General features: G+C 45.6%; 20 protein-coding genes. 12 read left to right on the top strand and 8 right to left on the bottom strand.

The window, feature by feature from the left end; translation table 11 throughout:
* Window positions 1-194: 194 nt before the first annotated feature.
* The gene (locus BC643_RS09825) at window positions 195-1,571 is read left to right on the top strand and encodes a C1 family peptidase (protein WP_211338029.1); all 1,377 of its coding nucleotides are present in this window, start codon (window positions 195-197) and stop codon (window positions 1,569-1,571) included.
* 84 nt (window positions 1,572-1,655) lie between these two features.
* Here the strand turns inward: BC643_RS09825 and BC643_RS09820 are convergent, their stop codons facing one another.
* The 4 genes from BC643_RS09820 to BC643_RS09805 all read right to left on the bottom strand — a co-directional run bounded on the left by BC643_RS09820 (window position 1,656) and on the right by BC643_RS09805 (window position 4,132).
* Window positions 1,656-2,090, bottom strand: coding sequence for a hypothetical protein (locus BC643_RS09820; RefSeq protein WP_120272915.1), 435 nt, complete (start codon window positions 2,088-2,090; stop codon window positions 1,656-1,658).
* An 85-nt stretch (window positions 2,091-2,175) separates the two neighbouring features.
* A complete protein-coding gene (locus BC643_RS09815) occupies window positions 2,176-2,616 on the bottom strand; it encodes a YybH family protein (RefSeq protein WP_120272914.1) in 441 nt (146 codons plus the stop codon).
* A gap of 247 nt (window positions 2,617-2,863) precedes the next feature.
* A complete protein-coding gene (locus tag BC643_RS09810) occupies window positions 2,864-3,505 on the bottom strand; it encodes a DUF4272 domain-containing protein (protein ID WP_120272913.1) in 642 nt (213 codons plus the stop codon).
* Window positions 3,506-3,748: 243 nt separating this feature from the next.
* Window positions 3,749-4,132: a DUF6122 family protein gene (locus BC643_RS09805; RefSeq protein WP_120272912.1), complete on the bottom strand. Its 384-nt coding sequence runs from the start codon at window positions 4,130-4,132 to the stop codon at window positions 3,749-3,751.
* A 117-nt stretch (window positions 4,133-4,249) separates the two neighbouring features.
* Between BC643_RS09805 and BC643_RS09800 the strand changes: the two genes are divergently transcribed.
* Window positions 4,250-4,606 carry an arsenate reductase family protein gene (locus tag BC643_RS09800; RefSeq protein ID WP_120272911.1) on the top strand — a complete coding sequence of 119 codons (357 nt, stop codon included), beginning with the start codon at window positions 4,250-4,252 and terminating at the stop codon, window positions 4,604-4,606.
* 200 nt (window positions 4,607-4,806) lie between these two features.
* Here the strand turns inward: BC643_RS09800 and ygiD are convergent, their stop codons facing one another.
* From ygiD to BC643_RS09785, 3 genes are all read right to left on the bottom strand, one after another.
* A complete protein-coding gene (ygiD, locus tag BC643_RS09795; protein WP_211338028.1) occupies window positions 4,807-5,697 on the bottom strand; it encodes a 4,5-DOPA-extradiol-dioxygenase in 891 nt (296 codons plus the stop codon).
* Between the two features lie 11 nt (window positions 5,698-5,708).
* Window positions 5,709-6,236, bottom strand: a complete 528-nt coding sequence (locus BC643_RS09790) for a YceI family protein (RefSeq protein WP_120272910.1) — start codon at window positions 6,234-6,236, stop codon at window positions 5,709-5,711.
* Window positions 6,237-6,342: 106 nt separating this feature from the next.
* Complete coding sequence (locus BC643_RS09785) at window positions 6,343-7,173, bottom strand: helix-turn-helix domain-containing protein (protein ID WP_120272909.1); 831 nt, start codon at window positions 7,171-7,173, stop codon at window positions 6,343-6,345.
* 321 nt (window positions 7,174-7,494) lie between these two features.
* Here BC643_RS09785 and BC643_RS09780 point away from each other — a divergent pair, with 321 nt between their 5' ends.
* The 9 genes from BC643_RS09780 to BC643_RS09740 all read left to right on the top strand — a co-directional run bounded on the left by BC643_RS09780 (window position 7,495) and on the right by BC643_RS09740 (window position 18,531).
* The gene (locus tag BC643_RS09780) at window positions 7,495-9,060 is read left to right on the top strand and encodes a carboxyl transferase domain-containing protein (RefSeq protein ID WP_120272908.1); all 1,566 of its coding nucleotides are present in this window, start codon (window positions 7,495-7,497) and stop codon (window positions 9,058-9,060) included.
* 79 nt (window positions 9,061-9,139) lie between these two features.
* Window positions 9,140-9,946, top strand: a complete 807-nt coding sequence (locus BC643_RS09775) for an enoyl-CoA hydratase-related protein (protein WP_120272907.1) — start codon at window positions 9,140-9,142, stop codon at window positions 9,944-9,946.
* The gene (locus tag BC643_RS09770) at window positions 9,943-11,916 is read left to right on the top strand and encodes an acetyl/propionyl/methylcrotonyl-CoA carboxylase subunit alpha (RefSeq protein ID WP_120272906.1); all 1,974 of its coding nucleotides are present in this window, start codon (window positions 9,943-9,945) and stop codon (window positions 11,914-11,916) included. Before BC643_RS09775 ends, BC643_RS09770 begins: the two co-directional genes overlap by 4 nt.
* A gap of 81 nt (window positions 11,917-11,997) precedes the next feature.
* Entirely contained in the window at window positions 11,998-13,158 is a 1,161-nt protein-coding gene (locus BC643_RS09765; RefSeq protein ID WP_120274228.1) for an acyl-CoA dehydrogenase family protein, read from the top strand.
* Between the two features lie 172 nt (window positions 13,159-13,330).
* Window positions 13,331-14,341 carry a beta/alpha barrel domain-containing protein gene (locus BC643_RS09760; protein WP_120272905.1) on the top strand — a complete coding sequence of 337 codons (1,011 nt, stop codon included), beginning with the start codon at window positions 13,331-13,333 and terminating at the stop codon, window positions 14,339-14,341.
* A complete protein-coding gene (locus tag BC643_RS09755) occupies window positions 14,328-15,653 on the top strand; it encodes a hydroxymethylglutaryl-CoA reductase (RefSeq protein ID WP_120272904.1) in 1,326 nt (441 codons plus the stop codon). The genes BC643_RS09760 and BC643_RS09755 overlap by 14 nt, the downstream gene beginning before the upstream one ends.
* The gene (locus BC643_RS09750; RefSeq protein ID WP_120272903.1) at window positions 15,637-16,572 is read left to right on the top strand and encodes a GYDIA family GHMP kinase; all 936 of its coding nucleotides are present in this window, start codon (window positions 15,637-15,639) and stop codon (window positions 16,570-16,572) included. The genes BC643_RS09755 and BC643_RS09750 overlap by 17 nt, the downstream gene beginning before the upstream one ends.
* A 6-nt stretch (window positions 16,573-16,578) precedes the next feature.
* The gene (gene mvaD, locus BC643_RS09745) at window positions 16,579-17,610 is read left to right on the top strand and encodes a diphosphomevalonate decarboxylase (RefSeq protein WP_120272902.1); all 1,032 of its coding nucleotides are present in this window, start codon (window positions 16,579-16,581) and stop codon (window positions 17,608-17,610) included.
* A gap of 3 nt (window positions 17,611-17,613) precedes the next feature.
* On the top strand, window positions 17,614-18,531 hold the full coding sequence (locus BC643_RS09740; protein ID WP_120272901.1) for a mevalonate kinase family protein: 918 nt from the start codon (window positions 17,614-17,616) through the stop codon (window positions 18,529-18,531).
* Between the two features lie 41 nt (window positions 18,532-18,572).
* On the opposite strand, the gene BC643_RS09735 is transcribed toward BC643_RS09740, so the two are convergent.
* Window positions 18,573-19,703, bottom strand: a complete 1,131-nt coding sequence (locus BC643_RS09735) for a PSP1 domain-containing protein (RefSeq protein WP_170154512.1) — start codon at window positions 19,701-19,703, stop codon at window positions 18,573-18,575.
* A 160-nt stretch (window positions 19,704-19,863) separates the two neighbouring features.
* Here BC643_RS09735 and BC643_RS09730 point away from each other — a divergent pair, with 160 nt between their 5' ends.
* Window positions 19,864-20,289 carry a DUF1761 domain-containing protein gene (locus BC643_RS09730; protein ID WP_120272899.1) on the top strand — a complete coding sequence of 142 codons (426 nt, stop codon included), beginning with the start codon at window positions 19,864-19,866 and terminating at the stop codon, window positions 20,287-20,289.
* Window positions 20,290-20,333 lie beyond the last annotated feature (44 nt).

Here is a 20,333-nt window from a genome sequence, read left to right as displayed (position 1 = left end):
GATCGTTTCAGATGTATTTGCGGGATGTAAAACTATAATATTTCAACCGTTGGACTTTTTAAGTTGAAAAAAATTTAACGAAGGTTAGATTAAGTTTACAAACGAGTGAATCCGCGAGTGATAACAGTCGTTTTGACAATTAGTCGGAATTGTTATTTTTGAAACTTCAACGAAAAAAATTAATCTGAAAATACATGAGTAAATTGAAATGGCTAATGCTTGCCGGCTTGGCTTTGCCCTTTATTGGCACGGCTCAAAGCATCGATCAGCAGCAACTGGAGACTATCCGTTCGGGATATGTAAAGGATAATTATACGGTTGGAATGGAGAACGCCCTGTCGTCGAATCCAATTACAAAACTGGCCTGGAGCCGGGATAACGAAGGAACAACTGATCATTATTTTACCTACCGGGTGGATGTTTCGGGTATCACCGACCAGAAGGCATCGGGGCGCTGTTGGCTGTTTACCTCTTTGAATGTATTCCGTCCGATGGCGATGCAACATTTCAATACCAGCTCGTTCGAGTTTTCGCAGAATTACCTTTATTTCTGGGATCTGTTCGAAAAATCGAACCTGTTCCTGAATAACATTGTGGCGACAGCCGATCGTGGATTCGACGATGAAAAGGTACGTTGGTACCTCAGCTCTCCGGTTGATGACGGTGGGCAATGGATCAACTTTGTGAACCTGGCAAATAAATACGGCATGGTTCCTAAAGAGGCGATGGAAGAGACTTATTCGAGCGAGAACACAGCCTGGATGACCAAGCTGATCAAACGCAAACTGCGCGAACAGGCGTTGGAGTTGCGCGATATGAAAAATGGTGGTAAGAACGACAAGCAAATCGAAGCACGCAAAGTAGAAATGCTTGGGGTAATCTACCGCATGCTGGCCCTTAATTTGGGAGAACCTCCGGTCGAGTTCGAGTATCGTTACAAGGATAAAGACAACAAATTGGCCGATACAAAGACATACACACCGCAGTCGTTTATGAAAGAAGTGTTGGGCGATATTCAGTTGAGCGATTACGTGATGCTGATGAACGATCCAACCCGTCCGTACTGGAAACACTACGAAGTGGAAAACTACCGCAACGTGCAGGAAGGCGAGAACTGGCACTATGTGAATTTGCCAAATGACGTAATCAAGCAGTTCTGTATCGAATCGATCAAAAACAACGAGGCCATGTATGCTTCGTGTGATGTTGGCAAGCAGTTGCGGAAAGATTTCGGCGTATTGGATGTTGATAACTTCAACTATGAAGCGGTTTACAATGTGCCATTCAATATGAATAAAGCACAACGGATTGAAACGAAAGACAGTGGTTCGAGTCACGGGATGGCGTTGATTGCCGTTGAAGTGGATAAAGACGAAAAACCACTGAAATGGCAGTTTGAGAACAGCTGGGGAGCAGCCGCGGGAGAAAAAGGCTACCTCACGTTTACCGATCGCTGGTTCGATGAGTACATGTTCCGCATCGTAGTCAATAAGAAATACATCAGCCCAAAAGTATTGGATATTTACGGTCAAAAGTCGGAAATGCTTCCGCCGTGGGATCCAATGTTCTAATGAGCGATATTCATAACGAAGACCACCCTGTAAGGTGGCCTTCGTTATGAATTGGATGTTTTTGCTTCAATGAAAGCTGCAGGGTTAATCAATTCGTTTGTATACTTCTTTTAGTTTCCAGTCAGGTGCCGGTTCTCCATCCTTCACAACGGGGCCTGTAATTTCCCATTTGTCTTTATCGAGCGTGCATTTAAACGTGAAAGACTTTCCAATTTGGGCCGGCATCGAGAAATATTCCAGATGCTCCGTGTAGGTGTCTTTCCCCAGGTCGTACCTCCCGCCGTTAAACATACTCGACTCCATATTTGTGCCTTGAGCGATGGTGGCAAAATGAGTTTTATTAATCACCTTAATTTGCGATGCCGCCTGTTCGCCGGAGCGAGTGAAAGTTGTGTCGGGTGTGGTGAATTCAAGATAGGTTGCTTGCCAGGTTCCCTCCAGCGGAGCTTGGGCGAACAAGCTGAGGTTGAATAGGCAAAGCGAAAAAAGAGCAGTGATAAGCAATGATTTGACTTTCATAATGAACCCTCCCATAAATTAGATTGATTGTGGTTTGGGGATGTGGTTGTATGAGCGTTTCTTTTAGTCTGCTTGTGTTGGGGTTTTAATGTTCGTGGTGACTTTCTTGTAGCTTACTGACGACTTCGACCATTGCCGGCACCACATCGGTGTGGTGGTGTACAATTTTCCAGCTTCCGCCTTCTTTACGGTAGATGTTGGTCACCCGAACATGACCTTCTGTTTTCGTTCCCGCTACTTTGAACTCAGCATTCTCGAAGCCGATTTCATAGGCCAGATCGTTGGAAGCACAGATAAACTGATCCTGCAATTCGACCTTTCCGTCACTGGAGACCTGGGCAACCTGATCCCATGTATTCCATACTTCGTCCCAGCCGATTTCTCTTCCGCCAACCGGATGCATGGTGCTGACTTGATTGCTGTGCGACCATATGGCTTTTAGTTCTTCAGGATCTCCGTTTACCATCTGGTTCAGTGCTCTGTAAAACGTCCGCGACGCTTCCTGAACTTCTTTTTCATTTGACATGGTTTACTCCTTTCTTTAATGTAACAGTTTAGCTTACTGCTTTTTTAAAAGAGAGTTGCAATATTTGAAATGAATTTAGGATGATTGAGTATTTTATTTTTTTAAAGAATATAGAGATCTAACAACGGCGGTTAGTCGCTTCTGATAATAGTCAAAATAAAGAATCCCATCGTTCGAATTGTATAAATCTTTAAGACTCTTTGATCCGGAATAATTTGTTTAATATAGGCTATGTTAGTCGCTTATATTAGTTTCCTGTTTTCGATTTGCATACCCAGGCCAATGTTGAATATCTCGCAAAGCTGGCTCCGGGAGTGAGTCCGATTTTTTTCGTTTCAATAAATAACCTGCTACTTTGAGTTGTTGTTACTTCTGTATAAAATAAATATTCCTCATAAATCTCGTTCATGCTCCGGAGTTGCTGTCCACAAATGAATCTTGATAGGTCTTTTGTTCCTATTTTAGGCACATTCAGAATGAAATTGTCAAATTGCTTGTCCGAGATTTGATCTATTGTTTGAGGTCTATCTTTAACAATATCAAGTGTCCAGGCTAAAATGTATGCTTTCTCGATCCTCCAGGCTAAGTTTTTTATTTCCTCTGGTGAAGTGATCTTCCCTTCAAAAAAAATCTTTTCGAGATCGTATAACTTGGACCATAAGTTGCAGGCAATTAACCAATTTTTGATTTTATCTATTTTGTCATTGTTTATTGCACCATAAAAGACAGCATATTCAATAATTATCCTTTGAGCTATTTCTTCTGGCGAAACAAAACTTGTAGAGTCATATTTATGATATGAATCACTGGAGATCTCTTGATCAGTTATATTCTGATTTTTGAGCCTTTGTGTAAGGCTTTTCACTTTTTCTATTAATTGCTCTTTCATTCCAATTTCCTCTTTGCGTTTAGTTAGTCGTTTTTGATCAAGGGCGCAATAATTGTTCCCTTGACGCTGAATAGGTTAACGTGTTTTTTCGACGCTGTTAAAATACAATTTTCTTTTGAAACGAAGCGGGGTGCATTTTTATTTAGTGTCGGTCAAAATTTATTTCTATGGTTGGAGCGGCAAGTCATCTCATTCTCCCACAGCAGTTAAAATTGAGTTGGCAATAAGACTGGGGGGACTGATTTATATTGATATATTCGATATCGATCGAATGAGTTCATAAGCCGGGGCACCGACTAAACAGTCAGGGCAGTGGTTGAAAGTGAACAGGCAATCAACCAGGTCGGTGAACATGTGGAATAGCAGCCCGATACCAATAATATTGAATGGCTTTCGGAAGATTAGCAAAATTACGTAAGCGGCAATCGCATAATAGGAGTGCAGAGGATGAAAACCAATACTGCATCGGTTAGCCTGAAAGATCGGTGTTGCCAGTAAATGATCCAGGTCGACCAGCATGGTTAAAAGCAAAATGAGATAAACTTTTTTCCACTCTTTACGGAAGAATAGCCAGGCAATGAGGGCTGGAAATACCAGGTGCAAAAAGTAGTGAATGAATGTCTGCATAAAATATAGCTGGGACTAAGCGTTCAAATTAGCCAGCAAGTTATCCAAATAAATCAATCTCCCGCCGAAACCTTTCTGCTGTTTTTTCTATCTTCCCGCCACAAAACAAAATAAACAATGCAACGAAAAGTCTATTTCCTGTCAACATGCGACACCTGTCAACGAATTATGAAAGAAGTTGGCGTGGATGATAGCTTCGAACAACAGGATATTAAATTCCACCCTGTAACTGAAGAACAGGTCGAAGCTTTTTTCAAGCATACCGTTAGCTATGAAGAACTAATCAACAAACGCGCCCGAATATTAAAAGACGCGCTGGCGGAGAATCCGGTTAAAGAAGATGCCGATTACAAAAAGCTTTTGTTGATGGATTACACCTTTTTGAAGCGCCCGGTCTTTGAGATTGATGGTAAACTGTTTGTTGGTAATGCGAAGAAAACTGTTGAGGAGATCAAGGACGCACTGAGAGAGTGAGAGTGGTGACGCGCGAGATGGTGTCGGTGTCTCGGCTTTCTCAGTGTAACACTGTGCCGAGCTCTGTGGTTAAATTTGAAGAGGATGTACATCTCGATATTCAAAAAAAAGAGGCGCCATTCGGCACCTCTATCGTTTTAACCCCTGCTGTTCTCCTAATAAATCAGCAAAGCTTGTTCGTCTTTTTCTGTCGTTTTCCGTTACGATTTATGAATGAAAACGGATGTCATACTCAACGAGCCAGCCATCGTTTTGTCATTGAAGAGTGAAATCTCTTCTTTTTCGCCTTTTAAGCCTAACACGTAAAGCAACGGTAAATAATGGTCGGGCGAGGGGATGGCCAGTTTGAAGGCAGTTCCCTGTTGCTCGTATTGAATCAGCGGTTGATGGTTTCCCGAAAGAATCCATTCGTTCATTTTTGCACGGGCTTCTTCTGCCCAATCGAATCCGTAGCCGATGTCGTTCATTCGTTTCCAGTCAACCATGCGAAGGTTGTGCACCAGGTTCCCGCTACCGATGATCAATACACCTTTACGGCGTAATGCAGCCAGTTCCCGTCCTAAATTGTAATGGTATTGGGGGCCTTGGGTATAATCAATACTCATTTCAATCACCGGAATATCGGCGTCAGGGTATAAGTGACGAATCACACTCCAAGCGCCATGGTCAAGTCCCCATTTATCTGTCAATCCCGCATCGGTGGATGTGATTAGCTGCTGAACTTCGCTGGCCAGTTCCGGGCTACCGGGGGCAGGGTACTGCACATCGTACAACGCCTGCGGGAAGCCTCCAAAATCGTGTATGGTTTGCGGGTGTTCCATCGCTGTCAGAAACGTTCCGCGGGTTTCCCAATGAGCCGAAATACACAAAATGGCTTTGGGCTTTTCAAATTTTGTACTAATGTCACGGAAACCTTCTGTAAACTCATTCTGCTCGATCGCGTTCATCGGGCTGCCGTGTCCCAGAAACAGCAGGGGCATGAGCTCCGTGCTGTCAAAGGACGATGTTATTTTGCTTAATTCATTTAATTTCATGGCTGTTCCTGTTAAAGGCAGTAGCGAAAGAGTTGTCAAAAATTGTTTCCGTTTCATGCCTTTGTTCGTTACGATACTTGTTTTACAAACTGTACTTCTGCGGCGATTTTAACTTCTTCGCTTACCAGTACACCACCGGTTTCCAGTGCAGCGTTCCAGTTTAGTCCCCAGTCTTTACGGTTGATTTTTCCGGTCAAAGAAAAACCTGCTTTTTCGTTACCCCAAGGGTCTTTGTTGATTCCGCCAAATTCTACATCGAAAGTAACTTCTTTGCTTACACCTTTGATGGTCAGTAAACCTGTCAATTTATATTCGTCGTCATCCACTTTTTTGAAAGATACACCCTCAAAAGTCAATTCTTTGTAATTTTCTACATCGAAGAAATCTGCGCTTTTCAAGTGGTTGTCACGGTCGCCTGCGTTTGTGAAAATTGAAGATGAATCGATAACAGCGCTGATTTTTGCTTTTTCGAAATCTTCACCGTCAATTGATGCATTGAAAGATTTGAACTCACCTCTTACATTCGAGATCATCATGTGTTTTACTTTGAATGTCAATTCGCTGTGAGCTGGGTCTAATGTCCAAATAGTTGTCATTTTCTTTAAGTTTTAAATTGTTTCTACTTTGTTTCGTTTTGATGATACAAAGTTGCAACATCCCCGGGCGCAAGGGGTATCACTTTTCGGAAAATGAGTAGTAAATTCAGGAAATCAGCTGTTGCATCTCTTTTCGAAACTCGCTCGGAGTTATGCCGGCTTTACGTTTGAAAACGCTCGTAAAGTAGGATTTCTCGTTGTATCCCAGCTCAAAGCCAATTTCGGCAATGGTTTTGTCGGTGGTGGTGAGCAGGTTTTTAGCTTCAATCAATTTCCGGGTTTCAATAAGTTCAGAGACGCTTTGCTGCATTATGTTTTGGCAGATGATGTTGAGGTTTCGGCTGCTCATAAATAATTTCTCGGCATAGAACTCCACACCTTCCGGTCGCCTGAAATTTTCCTCCAATGTTAACAGGAAGGTTTTAAAGGTCGAGCTTTGTGTTTTAATTAAGTGTGACTGATCTGATTCTTGTTTTTTACGTTCTGATTCTATCATTGTAAATAACGCACTCAATAAATGTCGAATAATGGAATAGTCCGGAGTTGACGCTTTGGTTTCTTCCAGCATTAAACTACAAATCGTTTCCATTCGTTGAAAACAACGGTCGGCTGGTAATTGTATATTGGCGTTATTGTGATAATAGGCATAAAGTTGGAAAGTGGTCTCGGGAATAAACTCGCTTTTAAAACGAATTGCCCAAATGTTGCACTTCCCATTTTTCAGGTACGGGATTACCCGGTGCACTTTGCCTTTAGCGACGAAGCTCACAAAAGGGGCGTCCATTTTGGACGATTCAAAATCGATGAAATGTTCGAGCTGACCTTCAACACCCAATAATAACTCTTCGTAATCGTGTGTGTGTGGTTCATTTTCCGAAGCCTGGATGTGTTCAACATCTTCGGGCGAAAGTTGGAATATTCTGAAAGTTTCATTCATGACTCCAAGTATTACTTTTGGGCTTGCGTGTGGTGAAACAAGCTTTAACGGTTGAAAGTTGCATAATTTCAGAATAACCACCAAGGCTCATGCTAAATTTGAATTATCATTTGAGCTCCGAACTGCCTGAGAATATGCAGATAAAAATATCTTTTATACTTTTCTGTGAGATTTTAATTGAGAGATCTATTTTTGGACGGCAACGCGGGCTTGGCTTTTTCTCTGAATAAGCCTCGAAAAAAGTAATCTGGTTGATGAACTTATGTCCCGCTTTTTTGTCGTTATAAGAGATTTTTCAATCTTTTTCTGTTTAATCAGATCATGGAGAATATTAAACACAATTATTCCACAGAAGAGGTATCGAACGGGAATACTCATGAGCGTGAGTACCTTGCGGTGATAGCCGAGTTTCATCGGCGCGTCGCTCAGGTGACTTCCCACGGTCCGGCAAAAGCGGTCGAGAAGCACCGGGAGCGTGGTAAATTGCTTGCTCGTGAGCGTATCGACCTGTTGGTTGACCCACGTACTCCTTTTGTTGAACTCTCATCGTTTGCTGCGTACGGGCAGTATGGCGATGCTTTTCCTTCAGCCGGAATTGTTACCGGTATTGGCATGGTGCACGGGCGCGAGTGCATGATCGTGGCCAACGATGCAACCGTGAAGGGAGGAACTTACATTCGCGAAACCATCAAAAAACATATTCGGGCACAGGAGATTGCGATGCAAAATCAGTTGCCCTGCATTTATTTGGTTGACTCGGGCGGAATCTTTTTGCCGGAACAGGCGCAGGTTTTCCCCGATCGTTTCGATTTCGGACGCGTGTTCTTTAACCAGGCTCGTTTGTCGGCTGAAGGCATTCCGCAAATTGCGGTTGTCATGGGCTCGTGTACGGCTGGTGGAGCTTATGTGCCTGCCATGTGCGACGAAACCATTATCGTGCGCAACCAGGGAACAATCTTTATTGGTGGGCCACCGTTAGTGAAAGCTGCAACGGGCGAAGAAGTTTCGGCTGAAGATCTGGGTGGTGGCGATGTGCACACAAAGATATCAGGAGTTGCTGATCATTTGGCCGACGACGATGTGCATGCTTTGCGCATTTGTCGCGATCTGGTTTCCGGTTTGCCGCGCGTGAAAAAGCGGGAGATCGATCTGGAAAAGGTGGTTGAACCATCGGAGCCTGCTGAGGAATTGTACGACTTTTTGTCGACCGACCTGAAGAAGCCAATTAATGTGTTGGCAATTGCCAAACGTTTGGTCGATGGACACAGCTTTCAGGAATTTAAAGCTGAATACGGAAAAACCTTATTGACGGGTTTTGCCCGCATTAAAGGAATTCCGGTTGGCATTTTGGGTAACCAAAGTTTCCTTACGGCAGAGGCCGCCCGCAAAGGAGCCCACTTTATTCAATTGTGCAATCAACGGCAAATACCGCTTTTGTTCCTGCAGAACATCAGTGGTTTCATTGTCGGTAAAAAATATGAACACGAAGGTATCGCCCGCGACGGAGCGAAGCTGATCAATGCGGTTGCGAACTCGTCGGTGCCTAAAATTACCCTGGTGATTGGAGGTTCCTTTGGTGCCGGTAATTATGCGATGGCCGGGCGTGCTTACGATCCCGACTTTCTGCTGATGTGGCCGCATTCGCGCATTGCCGTAATGGGTGGCGAGCAGGCGTCGGGCGTGTTGCAAACCATTGGCGGAAGCGGCAAGGACAATAGCCTGATCGAACAATTCGACGAGGAAAGTACGGCCTATTATAGCTCATCGCGGCTATGGGATGACGGAATTTTTGATCCTGTCGATACCCGCGATTTGTTGGCTTTCCTGTTCCTTGTAACCTTGAACCAGCCAATCCGGGAAGCCCGGTACGGCGTGTTCCGAATGTAAAAAAGGCTGTTAGGATGAGACAATCGTATTGTTTAAATAGTCTGATCGTCTGAAATCTAGTAGTCTAAAAATCTAATGAATGAAGGAATATAAAACGATTATCGTACAACTAGATCACGACAAAGCGACGATCTTGTTGAATCGCCCCAAGCAGCACAATGCGTTGAACCCGGAGTTGATTTCAGACATGCATGAGGCGTTGGACGAGTTGGCGCGAAATGATCAGGTGCATTTTGTGGTTTTTGCCGGCGAAGGACGCTCGTTTTGCGCCGGAGCCGACATCAGTTGGTTTGCCAATGCTGTGAATCGCGAAAAATCGGAAAACTGGCAGGAGTATCTGCAGATGGCCGATTTACTAAAGAAAATATACAACTACCCGAAGGTGACCATTGCTGCGGCGCACAAAAATGTGTTGGGAGGTGCCAATGGTTTGGTTGCAGCCTGCGATTTTGCAGTTGCTGAAAAGTCGACCGCGTTTGCTTTTGGCGAGGTGAAGTTGGGAATCATCCCGGCAACCATTCTGCCTTTTGTAGCCAAACGTCTTTCAACCCAAAATCTGAAAAAGCTGATGTTCTCGGGTGAACGGATATGGACAGCTGAAGCGCAGACAATCGGTTTGGTTGACTTTGTTGCGGAAGACGACCGTCGTTGGGAAGTCGTGAATAAATTGATTTCCGAACTGCAACAGGTTTCTCCGAACGCATTAAAGGCTTGCAAGAATTTGGTTTTAAAAGTAGACTCGGGGGAAGTGAATACCGATAGCAGTGAATACACCGCGGCAGTGTTAGCCGAGTTAGTTGAATCGGAAGAAGGTCAGGAAGGTCTTCGGGCATTCCTTGAAAAACGAAAACCGGACTGGTCAGCATTAAAAATTAGCGAGAATTGAGACGAAGATTTCATAAAATACTCATTGCCAACCGGGGCGAAATCGCCGTTCGGATTGTCCGTACGGCCCGCCGACTAGGAATTCGCACGGTGGCTGTTTACGCGTTGGATGACGAGCAATCGCTTCATGTGGCTTTGGCCGATGAGGCTTTTTTGTTGGAAGGAAGCCTGTTAGCTGAGACTTATTTGAATCAGCAAAAATTGGTTGAACTGGCGAAACAGGCCGGAGCTGATGCTATTCATCCGGGCTACGGATTCTTATCGGAGAATGCAGCTTTTTCAGCATTGGTTGAAGCGGCTGGTATCGCGTTTATAGGCGCAACTCCGGAACAGATTAAATTGATGGGCGAGAAAACCCGCGCCATCGATTTTGTGAAGAAATTGGGAGTGCCGGTTTTGCCGGGGCTTCGTGGAACTGTTGACGAAATTCTCGAAAATATCGGGCAACTTGATTTCCCCGTTTTGGTGAAAGCAGCTGCTGGTGGCGGAGGCAAAGGCATGCAGATCGTAAGTAAGGCTGATGATTTGGCCGCAGCTTTGGAGCAGGCGCAACGTCAGGCTTTGGAGTACTTTTCCAATGGCGAGCTATTCGTTGAAAAGTATTTGCCTCAGGCACGTCACGTGGAGGTGCAGCTGATGGGCGATGGAGCCGGAAATGCCGTTCATCTTTTCGAGCGCGATTGCAGCTTGCAGCGCCGTTACCAGAAAGTTGTGGAAGAAGCGCCAGCCGCGAACTTGTCGGACGAAACGAGAGTCAGTCTGCATCAAAATGCTTTGGCAATTGTAAAAGCATCGGAATACCGCGGAGCAGGAACAATTGAGTTTTTGGTGGATGAGCAGCAAAACTGTTGGTTCCTCGAGATGAATACCCGCCTGCAGGTTGAGCATCCGGTGACTGAAATGATCACCGGTTTGGATTTGGTGGAATGGCAATTGGAGATTGCCGCCGGAAATGGTCTGCCGTTGGCACAGGATGATATTCAGGCGTGCGGACATGCAATCGAAGTTCGTATTTGCGCCGAAGATCCGGCACATCACTTCGTTCCTTCATCGGGAACAATTACAGCCGTTCAATACTCGGAACAGGCGCGCTGGGATAGCTTCGTTTCGGAAGGATGTCAGCTTTCGCCTGCCTACGACAGCATGCTTGGTAAGCTGGTCGTTTACGGCGCAACCCGCGAGCAGGCGATTGCGGAAATGAGTCGTTCGCTGGATTTGCTTTTGCTGGGCGGCATTAAAACTAACCAGGCTTTTTTGAAAGTCTTGGTTCAACAGGAAGCATTCCGTAAGATGACCGTTCATACAAAATATATTGAACAAAATTTATCTGAGCTGTTGGCCCAGTTGGAGGTTCGCAGAACGGAAGTTTCTCCGGCGGTACCGGCGGTCGCATACATTTTGCATCACTTTTATAGTGTTGAGGATGGTTCAAATGAATTGGGCTACTGGCGATTAAATCCGAATTTTGAGATCGAGGTTGACGGCCAGGCAGTGCAGCTTCTGGTTCGAAAACAGAAAAAAGGATATTTATTTCAGTACAAAAATGAACCGCTTTTCGTCAGCGCTGTTCTTTACAATAATTATTGCGTTTCTTTTAACCTAAACGGAAAAAAACAGGACGTCTTTTGGAATGAAAAAAAGAATCTGACTGAAATCCAGTCGCAGACTTTCCGTTTTGAATTGAAGAGTAAGCAAGTGCCTGGTAAGGTGAGTTTAAACCGGCAAACGTCGACCTTGAATGGCGAGTTGCAGTCGCGTATTGTGGCTGATTTGTTCGGCAAGGTCGTTGATGTGTTTGTGGCTCCCGGCGATCAACTGATCAAAGGTCAGAATCTGCTGGTTATTGAGTCGATGAAGACGGAATTCACGATTCAAAGTCCGGTGGATGCGGTGGTGAAGAATATTCATGTAACCAAAGGCAAAATCGTTCAGGATAAAGAAATATTAGTCGATTTGGAAGCTCGCTCCTAAGCGGGTTTCAATCATCATATTTGCCCCGTGGCAAACAACTAAAGTGAGAATAGGTCAGTGACCTCAAAAGAAAAACCATTTATGAACGCTTTACTCAAGAAAGTACACCACGAGGTGAGAGCCAAAGTTCGGGCTTTTGCCGAAGAGAAGATTAAGCCGGTTATCGGCGAATTTGAGGCTATGGAGATCTTTCCGATGGAGTTGATCAAATCGATGCGCAGTCTGAATATTTTCGGGATGCATGCACCGGTTGAATACGGCGGACAAGGAAGCGATTACTTGTCGTACATTATTGCGGTTGAAGAGCTGGCACGCGTTGACAGTTCGGTGGCTGCAACGGTGGCTGCGCACAACTCTCTGGGGATTGGACCGATTATGATGTTCGGTACCGAAGCTCAAAAGAAAAAATATTTACCACCCTTGTGCACAGCAGAAAACCTGTGGGGCTTTGGGTTAACGGAAGAAAATGCCGGTTCGGATGCGCAGGGCGTTGAAACGCAGGCTGTGCAAAACGAAAACGGCTGGTTGGTGAACGGGCATAAAAAGTACATTACGAATGCGGCATCGGATATGGTTGCCGGAATTAGTTTTGTGGCTCAAACCGGTTTGCGTCCTGATGGGCGTAAAGAATTTACCACGTTCCTGGTTTCAAAAGATTCTCCGGGTTACACCCGCGAGTTTATGAAGCAAAAGTTTCTGTGGCGCGCTGCCGATAATGGCATGGTTTATTTTAACGACTTGCAGATTCCGGCTGATGATCAGTTGGGTGAACGAGGCCATGGAATTAAAATCATGCTGAAGACCATTGATTCCGGTCGCTTGTCAATTGCGGCAATGGGACTTGGGTTGGCGCAGGGTGCTTACGAAATGGCAGTTGCATTTGCGAAAAAACGAAAGCAGTTCGGACAGGCAATTTCCGGTTTTCAGTCAATAGCTTTTAAGTTGGCCGACATGGCAACCAAGATTGAAGCAGCCCGAAATTTACTTTACAACGCTTGTTGGTTGAAAGATAACAATCAGCCATTTGGAAAACAGGCGGCCATGGCGAAATTGTATTGTGCACAGGTGGCCAGCGATGTAGCCAGCGAAGCGATGCAGATTTTCGGTGGTGCCGGATTCTTCCGCAACGACGAGTTCCCGATTGAACGTTTCTTCCGCGATCAGCGTTTGCTGTCGATTGGCGAAGGAACATCGGAGGTGTTGCGCATGGTAATTTCGCGCGAAGTATTGAAAGACGAATAGGATTGTCACGCTTGCAACGAAAGTCATTCCGAACTAGGTTCGGGATCTGATCATCAAGCAGGCGATCCCGAAGCAAGTTCGGGATGACGGATCCAGACGATAATTTGAAACGAATAAGAAGGAATAGGCAAATGCATTGTTTACATTTGCCTGTTACCTTTTATAGCGACTAATGGAAAAAGACCGAAAACTCGAGCACATTCAGATGGCCTTCGATTCGCAGACTGGTTTTCCGGAACAGGATCGACGTTTTATATACGAGCCTTTACTGGCAGCACATCCGGAGAAAGATTCCCACCCGTTTTCATTTTTAGGAAAGCAAATGCGCGCCCCATTGTGGGTGTCGAGCATGACGGGAGGCACGGGTGTCGCCAAAAATATCAACCGAAATTTGGCTCAGGCATGTCGTGAGTTTGGTTTGGGGATGGGCCTGGGCTCGTGTCGCAAAATTCTTTTTGATAAAACCTATTGGGAAGATTTTGATGTGCGCGATTTGATCGGTCCCGATCAGCCGTTTTGGGCGAATTTGGGCGTTGCTCAGGTCGAACAGTTGCTGGCTAAAAAGGAAGAGCAGGCGATTGTCGATTTGATTGGCAACCTGAACGCAGATGGACTGATTGTGCACGTGAACCCGTTGCAGGAATGGTTTCAACCCGAGGGCGATCATCTGACACAGCCTCCGCTGGAAACGATTCAGCAGTTGATGAGCCGGATTCAGGTTCCGTTGATTGTGAAAGAAGTCGGGCAGGGCATGGGCCGCGAGAGCCTGCGCGAGTTGCTCAAACTGCCGATTGAAGCGATTGAATTTGCGGCTTACGGTGGCACCAACTTTTCGAAGCTCGAAATGATGCGTGAGGACGAAGCTTTGCAAACCCTGCATCAACCTTTTGCTTTTGTAGGCCAAACTGCCGAGCAAATGCTGAAGGATGTGAATAGCCTGGTTGACGAAAGTGAAGTCGCTTGCCGTTCGCTGATAATCTCTGGTGGTGTGAAAAACTACCTCGACGGTTATTACCTGGTGTCGAAGAGTAAATTACCTGCTGTTTTTGGCATGGCCTCGGCGGTGCTGAAACATGCCACCGGCGATTACAAGGATTTAAAGATTTATATCGAAAATTTGCTGAGTGCCTATCGAATGGCTGAAGCTTATTTGCGTGTAAACAGTGCATATGAAGGACAATAAACCGATATCCGGATTCTCAAAACTCAGTAAAAACCAGAAGACCGAATGGCTGATTCAGCAATTGGGACTGGCTACTGATACGGCCTCTTTTCTGGCTGATTTTGAATCGAAAAGTCCGGAGGCACAAGCAGTGATTGCTGATTTGAGCGAGAATCATCTTTCCAATTTTCATTTTCCTTTTTCGGTTGCTCCCAACTTTTTAGTGAATGGGCAATACCGTGTATTGCCTTTTGTAACCGAAGAAAGCTCGGTGGTTGCGGCTTTGGGAAAAGCTGCCGGCTTTTGGGCAAAACGCGGCGGCTTTCATGCCGAGATTTTGGGGACAGAGAAGAAAGGGCAATTGCACTTTTCTTGGAAAGGCGATCCGGAGAAAATAAAAGCGCATTTCAACGAAATTGAAAAACGATTGCGTGCAGACGCTGCCCCGATTACGCAAAAAATGGAGAAGCGTGGTGGTGGAATCAGCACAATCGAACTGAAATATTTACCCGAAATTTTACCGGATTACTACCAGCTGGATGTAGCTTTTGAAACCCGCGATGCGATGGGAGCGAATTTCATCAACTCTTGCCTGGAACAATTTGGTAAAAGTTTGAAGGGCTGGCTTTCAGCTCAAAATGATTGGTCGGAAGCAGAACAGCGAGCCGAAATCATTATGGCCATTTTGTCCAATTACGTTCCCGATAGCCGGGTGCGTGTTTGGGTAGAATGTCCTGTTGAGGAGCTTTCGGAGACGAATGATGCGGACGCAGCTCGTAATTTTGCAGAAAAGTTTGTGCAGGCGGTTCACATTTCGCGTAACGATGTTTCGCGTGCAGTGACCCACAATAAGGGAATCTTTAACGGAGTAGATGCACTGGCATTGGCTACCGGAAATGATTTTCGGGCGATTGAAGCTGGTGGACACGCGTTTGCTGCACGGAAAGGAGAATATGCAGGGCTGAGTGAGGCGAAAATTGAAGATGGGATTTTCACCTTTTCGATGGAGCTTTCGCTGGCTGTTGGTGTCGTGGGCGGAGTTACTGCCTTGCACCCGATGGCGAAGCTGGCGATGCAGATTCTGGAGCACCCGTCAGCAGAAGAATTGATGCAATACCTGGCCATTGCGGGGTTGGCGTCAAATTGGTCGGCCGTGCGCGCTCTGGTGACAACGGGCATCCAGCAGGGGCATATGAAAATGCACCTGAGCAATATTTTGAATACTTTGGGGGCTACTGATGAACAAAAAGCGGCCGCCAAACTTTATTTTGAGAAACGGGACGTCAGTTTTTCCGACGTAGAGCAATACCTGAAAAATGATACCGGACGTTAAAACATTGAAAGAAACCTATCAGGCACACGGCAAACTGCTGTTGACTGCTGAGTACTTTGTATTGCGTGGCGCAAAATCAATTGCCTTGCCTTTGCAGTACGGCCAGCGCATGGAGGTGAGCGCCGGCAGGGAAGATGGAATATTGAGCTGGAAGGCGTTTATGCAGGAAGGACTTTGGTTTTCCTGCGAGTTGAAGCTTCCCGATTTCGAGATTGTGAACAGTTCCGATGCGGACAAAGCTGCGATTTTGCGTGATACTTTTCGCACAATTCAGCAAATGAACCCAGCCTTTCGACCTGAAAGCTCGCTTGATGTGCACACCTACATCGACTTCAACAACCAATGGGGACTTGGAAGCAGCAGCACGCTGATTGCCAACCTGGCGAAATGGGCCAAGGTTGATCCTTTTAAATTGAATGAGACAGTCTTCCATGGCAGTGGATTCGATATTGCCTGCGCAACGGCGAAAGGGCCGATTTTCTACACCCGGAGCCAGCAGCCACAACCACTCGAGTTGAATTATCCGTTCATGGATCAGTTGTACTTCATTTATTCGGGCGCCAAGAAGAGCACCCGGAATGAAGTGAAACGCTTTCTGAATGACGGAGCGGTGACGCAGGAACAGGTTGAGCGGATGAATGAACTTTCGGAATCATTTGCGACGGCAAAAACTTTGGAAGAGTTCCAGCGATTGATTGCGGAACACGAACAGATGGTGTCGTCGTTGCTGGGAATACCGACCGTGAAGTCCCAATATTTCTCCGATTTTAACGGCGAAGTGAAATCCTTGGGTGCTTGGGGCGGCGATTTCTACCTGATTGCAACACCTATGGACGACCGGGATGTGTTGAATTATTTCAAGCAAAAAGGGTTACGCGTTGTGTTCCCGTGGCGAGAACTGGTTTTGAACGAACGATAAAATTACATGACAATTTATAAATCAAGCTGGCTTTGCCCGTCGAATATTGCCTTGGTGAAATATTGGGGGAAAAAGCCGGAACAACTGCCGATGAACCCGTCGCTGAGCTTCAGTTTGAAGCAGGCAAGGACGCGCACATCGGTAGCTATCGTGCCTAAAAGTGCCGAACGACTTCTGTTTTTATTTGAAGGCAAAGAATCATCTTTCGACACACGGATTAGGAAGTACCTCGATAAACTTGCAATTGATCTTCCGTGGATTAACGACTACTCGTTCGAGATGGAGAGTTCCAATACTTTCCCGCACTCAACCGGAATTGCCTCTTCGGCGTCAGCTTTTGGAGCTTTGGCACTTTGCCTGGCTGATCTGAATAGCCAATTAACTGGAACGAGTTCCGAAGATGACCAGTTTTTTCAGACTGCCTCGCGCCTTGCTCGTTTAGGCAGCGGGAGTGCTTCGCGTTCGGTGTACGGTGGTTTCGCCTGGTGGGGAAAATCTGCCGCGATGAAAGGTTCTACCGATTGTTACGCAGTGCCGGTTTCCAATCAAATTCACGAAAGTTATTTCTCACTTTGCGACGCTGTTTTGCTTGTCGATTCTCAAAAAAAGAAAGTGTCTAGTTCGGCTGGTCACGATTTGATGAACAATCACCCGTACCAGGCAGCTCGGTTGGCGCAGGCAAATCAAACGATTGAGCAATTAATTGGTTTGATGAAAACCGATGGAAACCGGATGGCCTTTATCGATTTGGTTGAGCAGGAGGCCTTGAGCCTGCACGCGCTGATGATGAGTTCGACTCCTTCGTTTTTATTGCTGAAACCAGGTAGTTTGGAGATTATTGAGAAGATTCGCGAGTTTCGCCAGCAAACCGGTTTGCCCGTTGGTTTCACGATTGATGCCGGTCCGAATATTCACTTGTTGTACTGGAAAGAAGACCAGGAAGCGGTGCATGCGTTTATTAGAACAGAGTTGCTCTACCACACCGAAAACGGTGAATGGCTGGATGATCGGGTGGGAGAAGGTCCGGTAAAAGCGTAAGAAATGAAGAAATATCCTGCGAAATTATTGATGTTTGGTGAATACGGGTTGATGTTTGGAGCGAAAGCTTTGGCCATTCCGTTCCCAAAATTTGCGGGTTATTTTGCTTGGATTGATGCCAATTCACCTTCGGATTACCAGAAAAATAGCGCAGCAGAGCTGGAGCGTTTTGCCAGTTGGTTTGCCACCGAAGAAATCGCCTCAAAGATGAACTTCCCGTTGGATTTGGAGCGGCTGAATGCCGATTTGAAAAAAGGTCTGTATTTCGAGTCGGATGTGCCTTTGCAATACGGGGTTGGTAGTTCGGGTGCACTTTGCGCTGCTTTGTACGACCAGTACAGCAGTTTTAGTGCAACTGCAGGTTTCAGTCCGGAATTTAATCCCGACCTGATTCCAAAACTGCGTGAAGATTTTATTACACTCGAATCCTATTTTCATGGGCGGAGCTCCGGTCTCGATCCTTTGGTGGCTTTCCTGAATCGGCCGGTTTTGGTTGAAGACGGCAAGATTAGTTTGCCGGAACTGGAACTGCACAAACAACCCTGGAGCGTTTATTTGATTGATACCGAAATTACAAGTCCGACTTCGCCGCTGGTGAAGCTTTTCATTGAAAAGATGGAAGTGGACGAGTTCAAGGATATTTTCCATCAAAGCTACGTCCCCGCCAATGATGGAGCTACGTTGGCCTTTATGCAAAACGATGCTGATTTCTTTTTCTCGCACTTGAAGGAACTTCATGACATTCAATCTGAACATCTTTGCGAAATGATTCCGGATTCCTGTTTGGAATTCATCCGAGAGTTAAAATCGAGAGGGATTTTGGTGAAATTGCTCGGATCGGGTGGCGGAGGCTTTTTATTGGCTTTTGTGCCGGCTGGTGCTGTATTTCCCGAAAAAGAAAAAAGTTTCCGGATTTTCTGAAACGACGTTCTTCAATCCGGAAACTTCTTCAATTATAAATATTACTGAGCGTTTGCTCTTTTGTTGCGTGGAGGGCGATTGTTGTTGTTCGCGTTGTTGTTATTGTTGTTTCTCCGCTTCTGGTTTGGCTTCCTGCGCTTTTGGTGCGTCGTTTTTTGCTTTTCCATCAGTTCCATGTCAACAGTTCCAACGTTCATCTCATTGACCGTTTTTTCTTCCTCGCCGAGGTAACGATCCAGTGATGGTCTTTTGCCTCGCTTATTGAGCTGGATAATTGTTTTGACATCCTTCAAATCCATGACGATCGGCTTGTTCGAGTAGGCGCCTTCAACAACATACCAGATCTTTTTATTCAAAATCTCTGTCTTGAAGTGTCTAGCCAGTCCTTTTTCTGTTTCGAGGTTCAGCAACTCGTAAGGAAAATCTTCCTGAGCCTCCAGGTAGCTGTCCAACTCATACATCAAACAACATTTCAGTTTTCCACATTGCCCGGCCATTTTTTCGGCATTGGGCGAAAGCCCTTGTTTCATGGCAGCATCCGAAGTAACGCTCGAGAAATCAGTTCGCCAGCTGGAGCAGCAAAGTTCCCGTCCACACGATCCGATTCCGCCAACCAAGCCGGCTTCCTGACGGGCACCAATTTGTTTCATTTCAACTTTGATTTGAAACTCGCGTGCATAGCGGCGAATCAATTCGCGGAAGTCAACGCGATCGTCAGCAATGTAGTAGAAGATGGCTTTGGAACCGTCTCCGCGGAATTCCACATCGCCGATTTTCATATTCAAGCCCAGCTCGGCAGCTATTTGGCGAGAGCGAACCATAACGGCGTATTCCCGCGCTTTGGCAGCTTCCCACTTTTGCTTGTCAACATCACTGGCTTTGCGGTAAATCTTGTTCCAGGTATAACGCTCGGGGCGTTTAATTTTACGCTCGAACTGTTTCTTTGCCAATGTTCCGGTCAGTGTCACAGTCCCCACGTCGTGCCCGGGGTTACTAGCAACCACGACTAAATCGCCCACTTTGAGCGAAAGCATATCTTCGTTTTTGTAAAAATCTTTATGCGTGCCTTTGAACCGGACCTCCACGATCTTGCTCAGGTGACTAGTATCCGGCAAATCTTTCAACCAATCGTGAGTTGTCAGCATTTGCGGACGGTCACTACTCGTTTTCATGGCACATCCATTACATCCCATAGGTTTATTCTTTAAATTGAAATTCAGACAAAAATATCTAAAAATAAAACTTAGTCTATATTAATCAAGTCTAAATAAGGAAAAAATGAAAAATAGTTGTAACTTGAAGAGACATTGGACTTAAACTCGTGAAAAAGGAATGATGAATTTGGTTGAAGTGGTTACCCATGTGAACTATTGGGCTGTCATTGTAGCTGCACTCAGCACATTTGTCGTTGGAAGCCTGTGGTATTCTTCTCTTCTTTTCGGAAAAAAATGGATGATTTTAAACGATTTTACGGAGGACTCGTTGAAAGAAGGGGTATATCCCATGCCCGTTATTTTCGGCAGTTCTTTTATCGCTTCCCTCTTTGCGGCCTTTTCCCTGGCGATGTTTTTGGGGTCTACCGGTAATTTTGGAATTGGTGTTTTCTCCGGGTTCATGATTGCCCTCTTTTGGATCTCGACTGCCCGCCTGAACACGATCCTGTTTGAGCAACAAAAATTTTCCCTTTTCCTGATTCATGCAGGGTATGATTTGGTGTCGTATATGGTTATGGGAGCGATTGTTGGCGCGTGGCGCTAATTGAGTTTTTTGTTCATATAGATTTGAAAGCTACCTTTTCCCGG

This window comes from Mangrovibacterium diazotrophicum, from assembly GCF_003610535.1.
In the GTDB taxonomy this organism is placed as follows: Bacteria; Bacteroidota; Bacteroidia; order Bacteroidales; family Prolixibacteraceae; genus Mangrovibacterium; species Mangrovibacterium diazotrophicum.
This window is presented reverse-complemented; position numbering and strand designations above follow the sequence as displayed.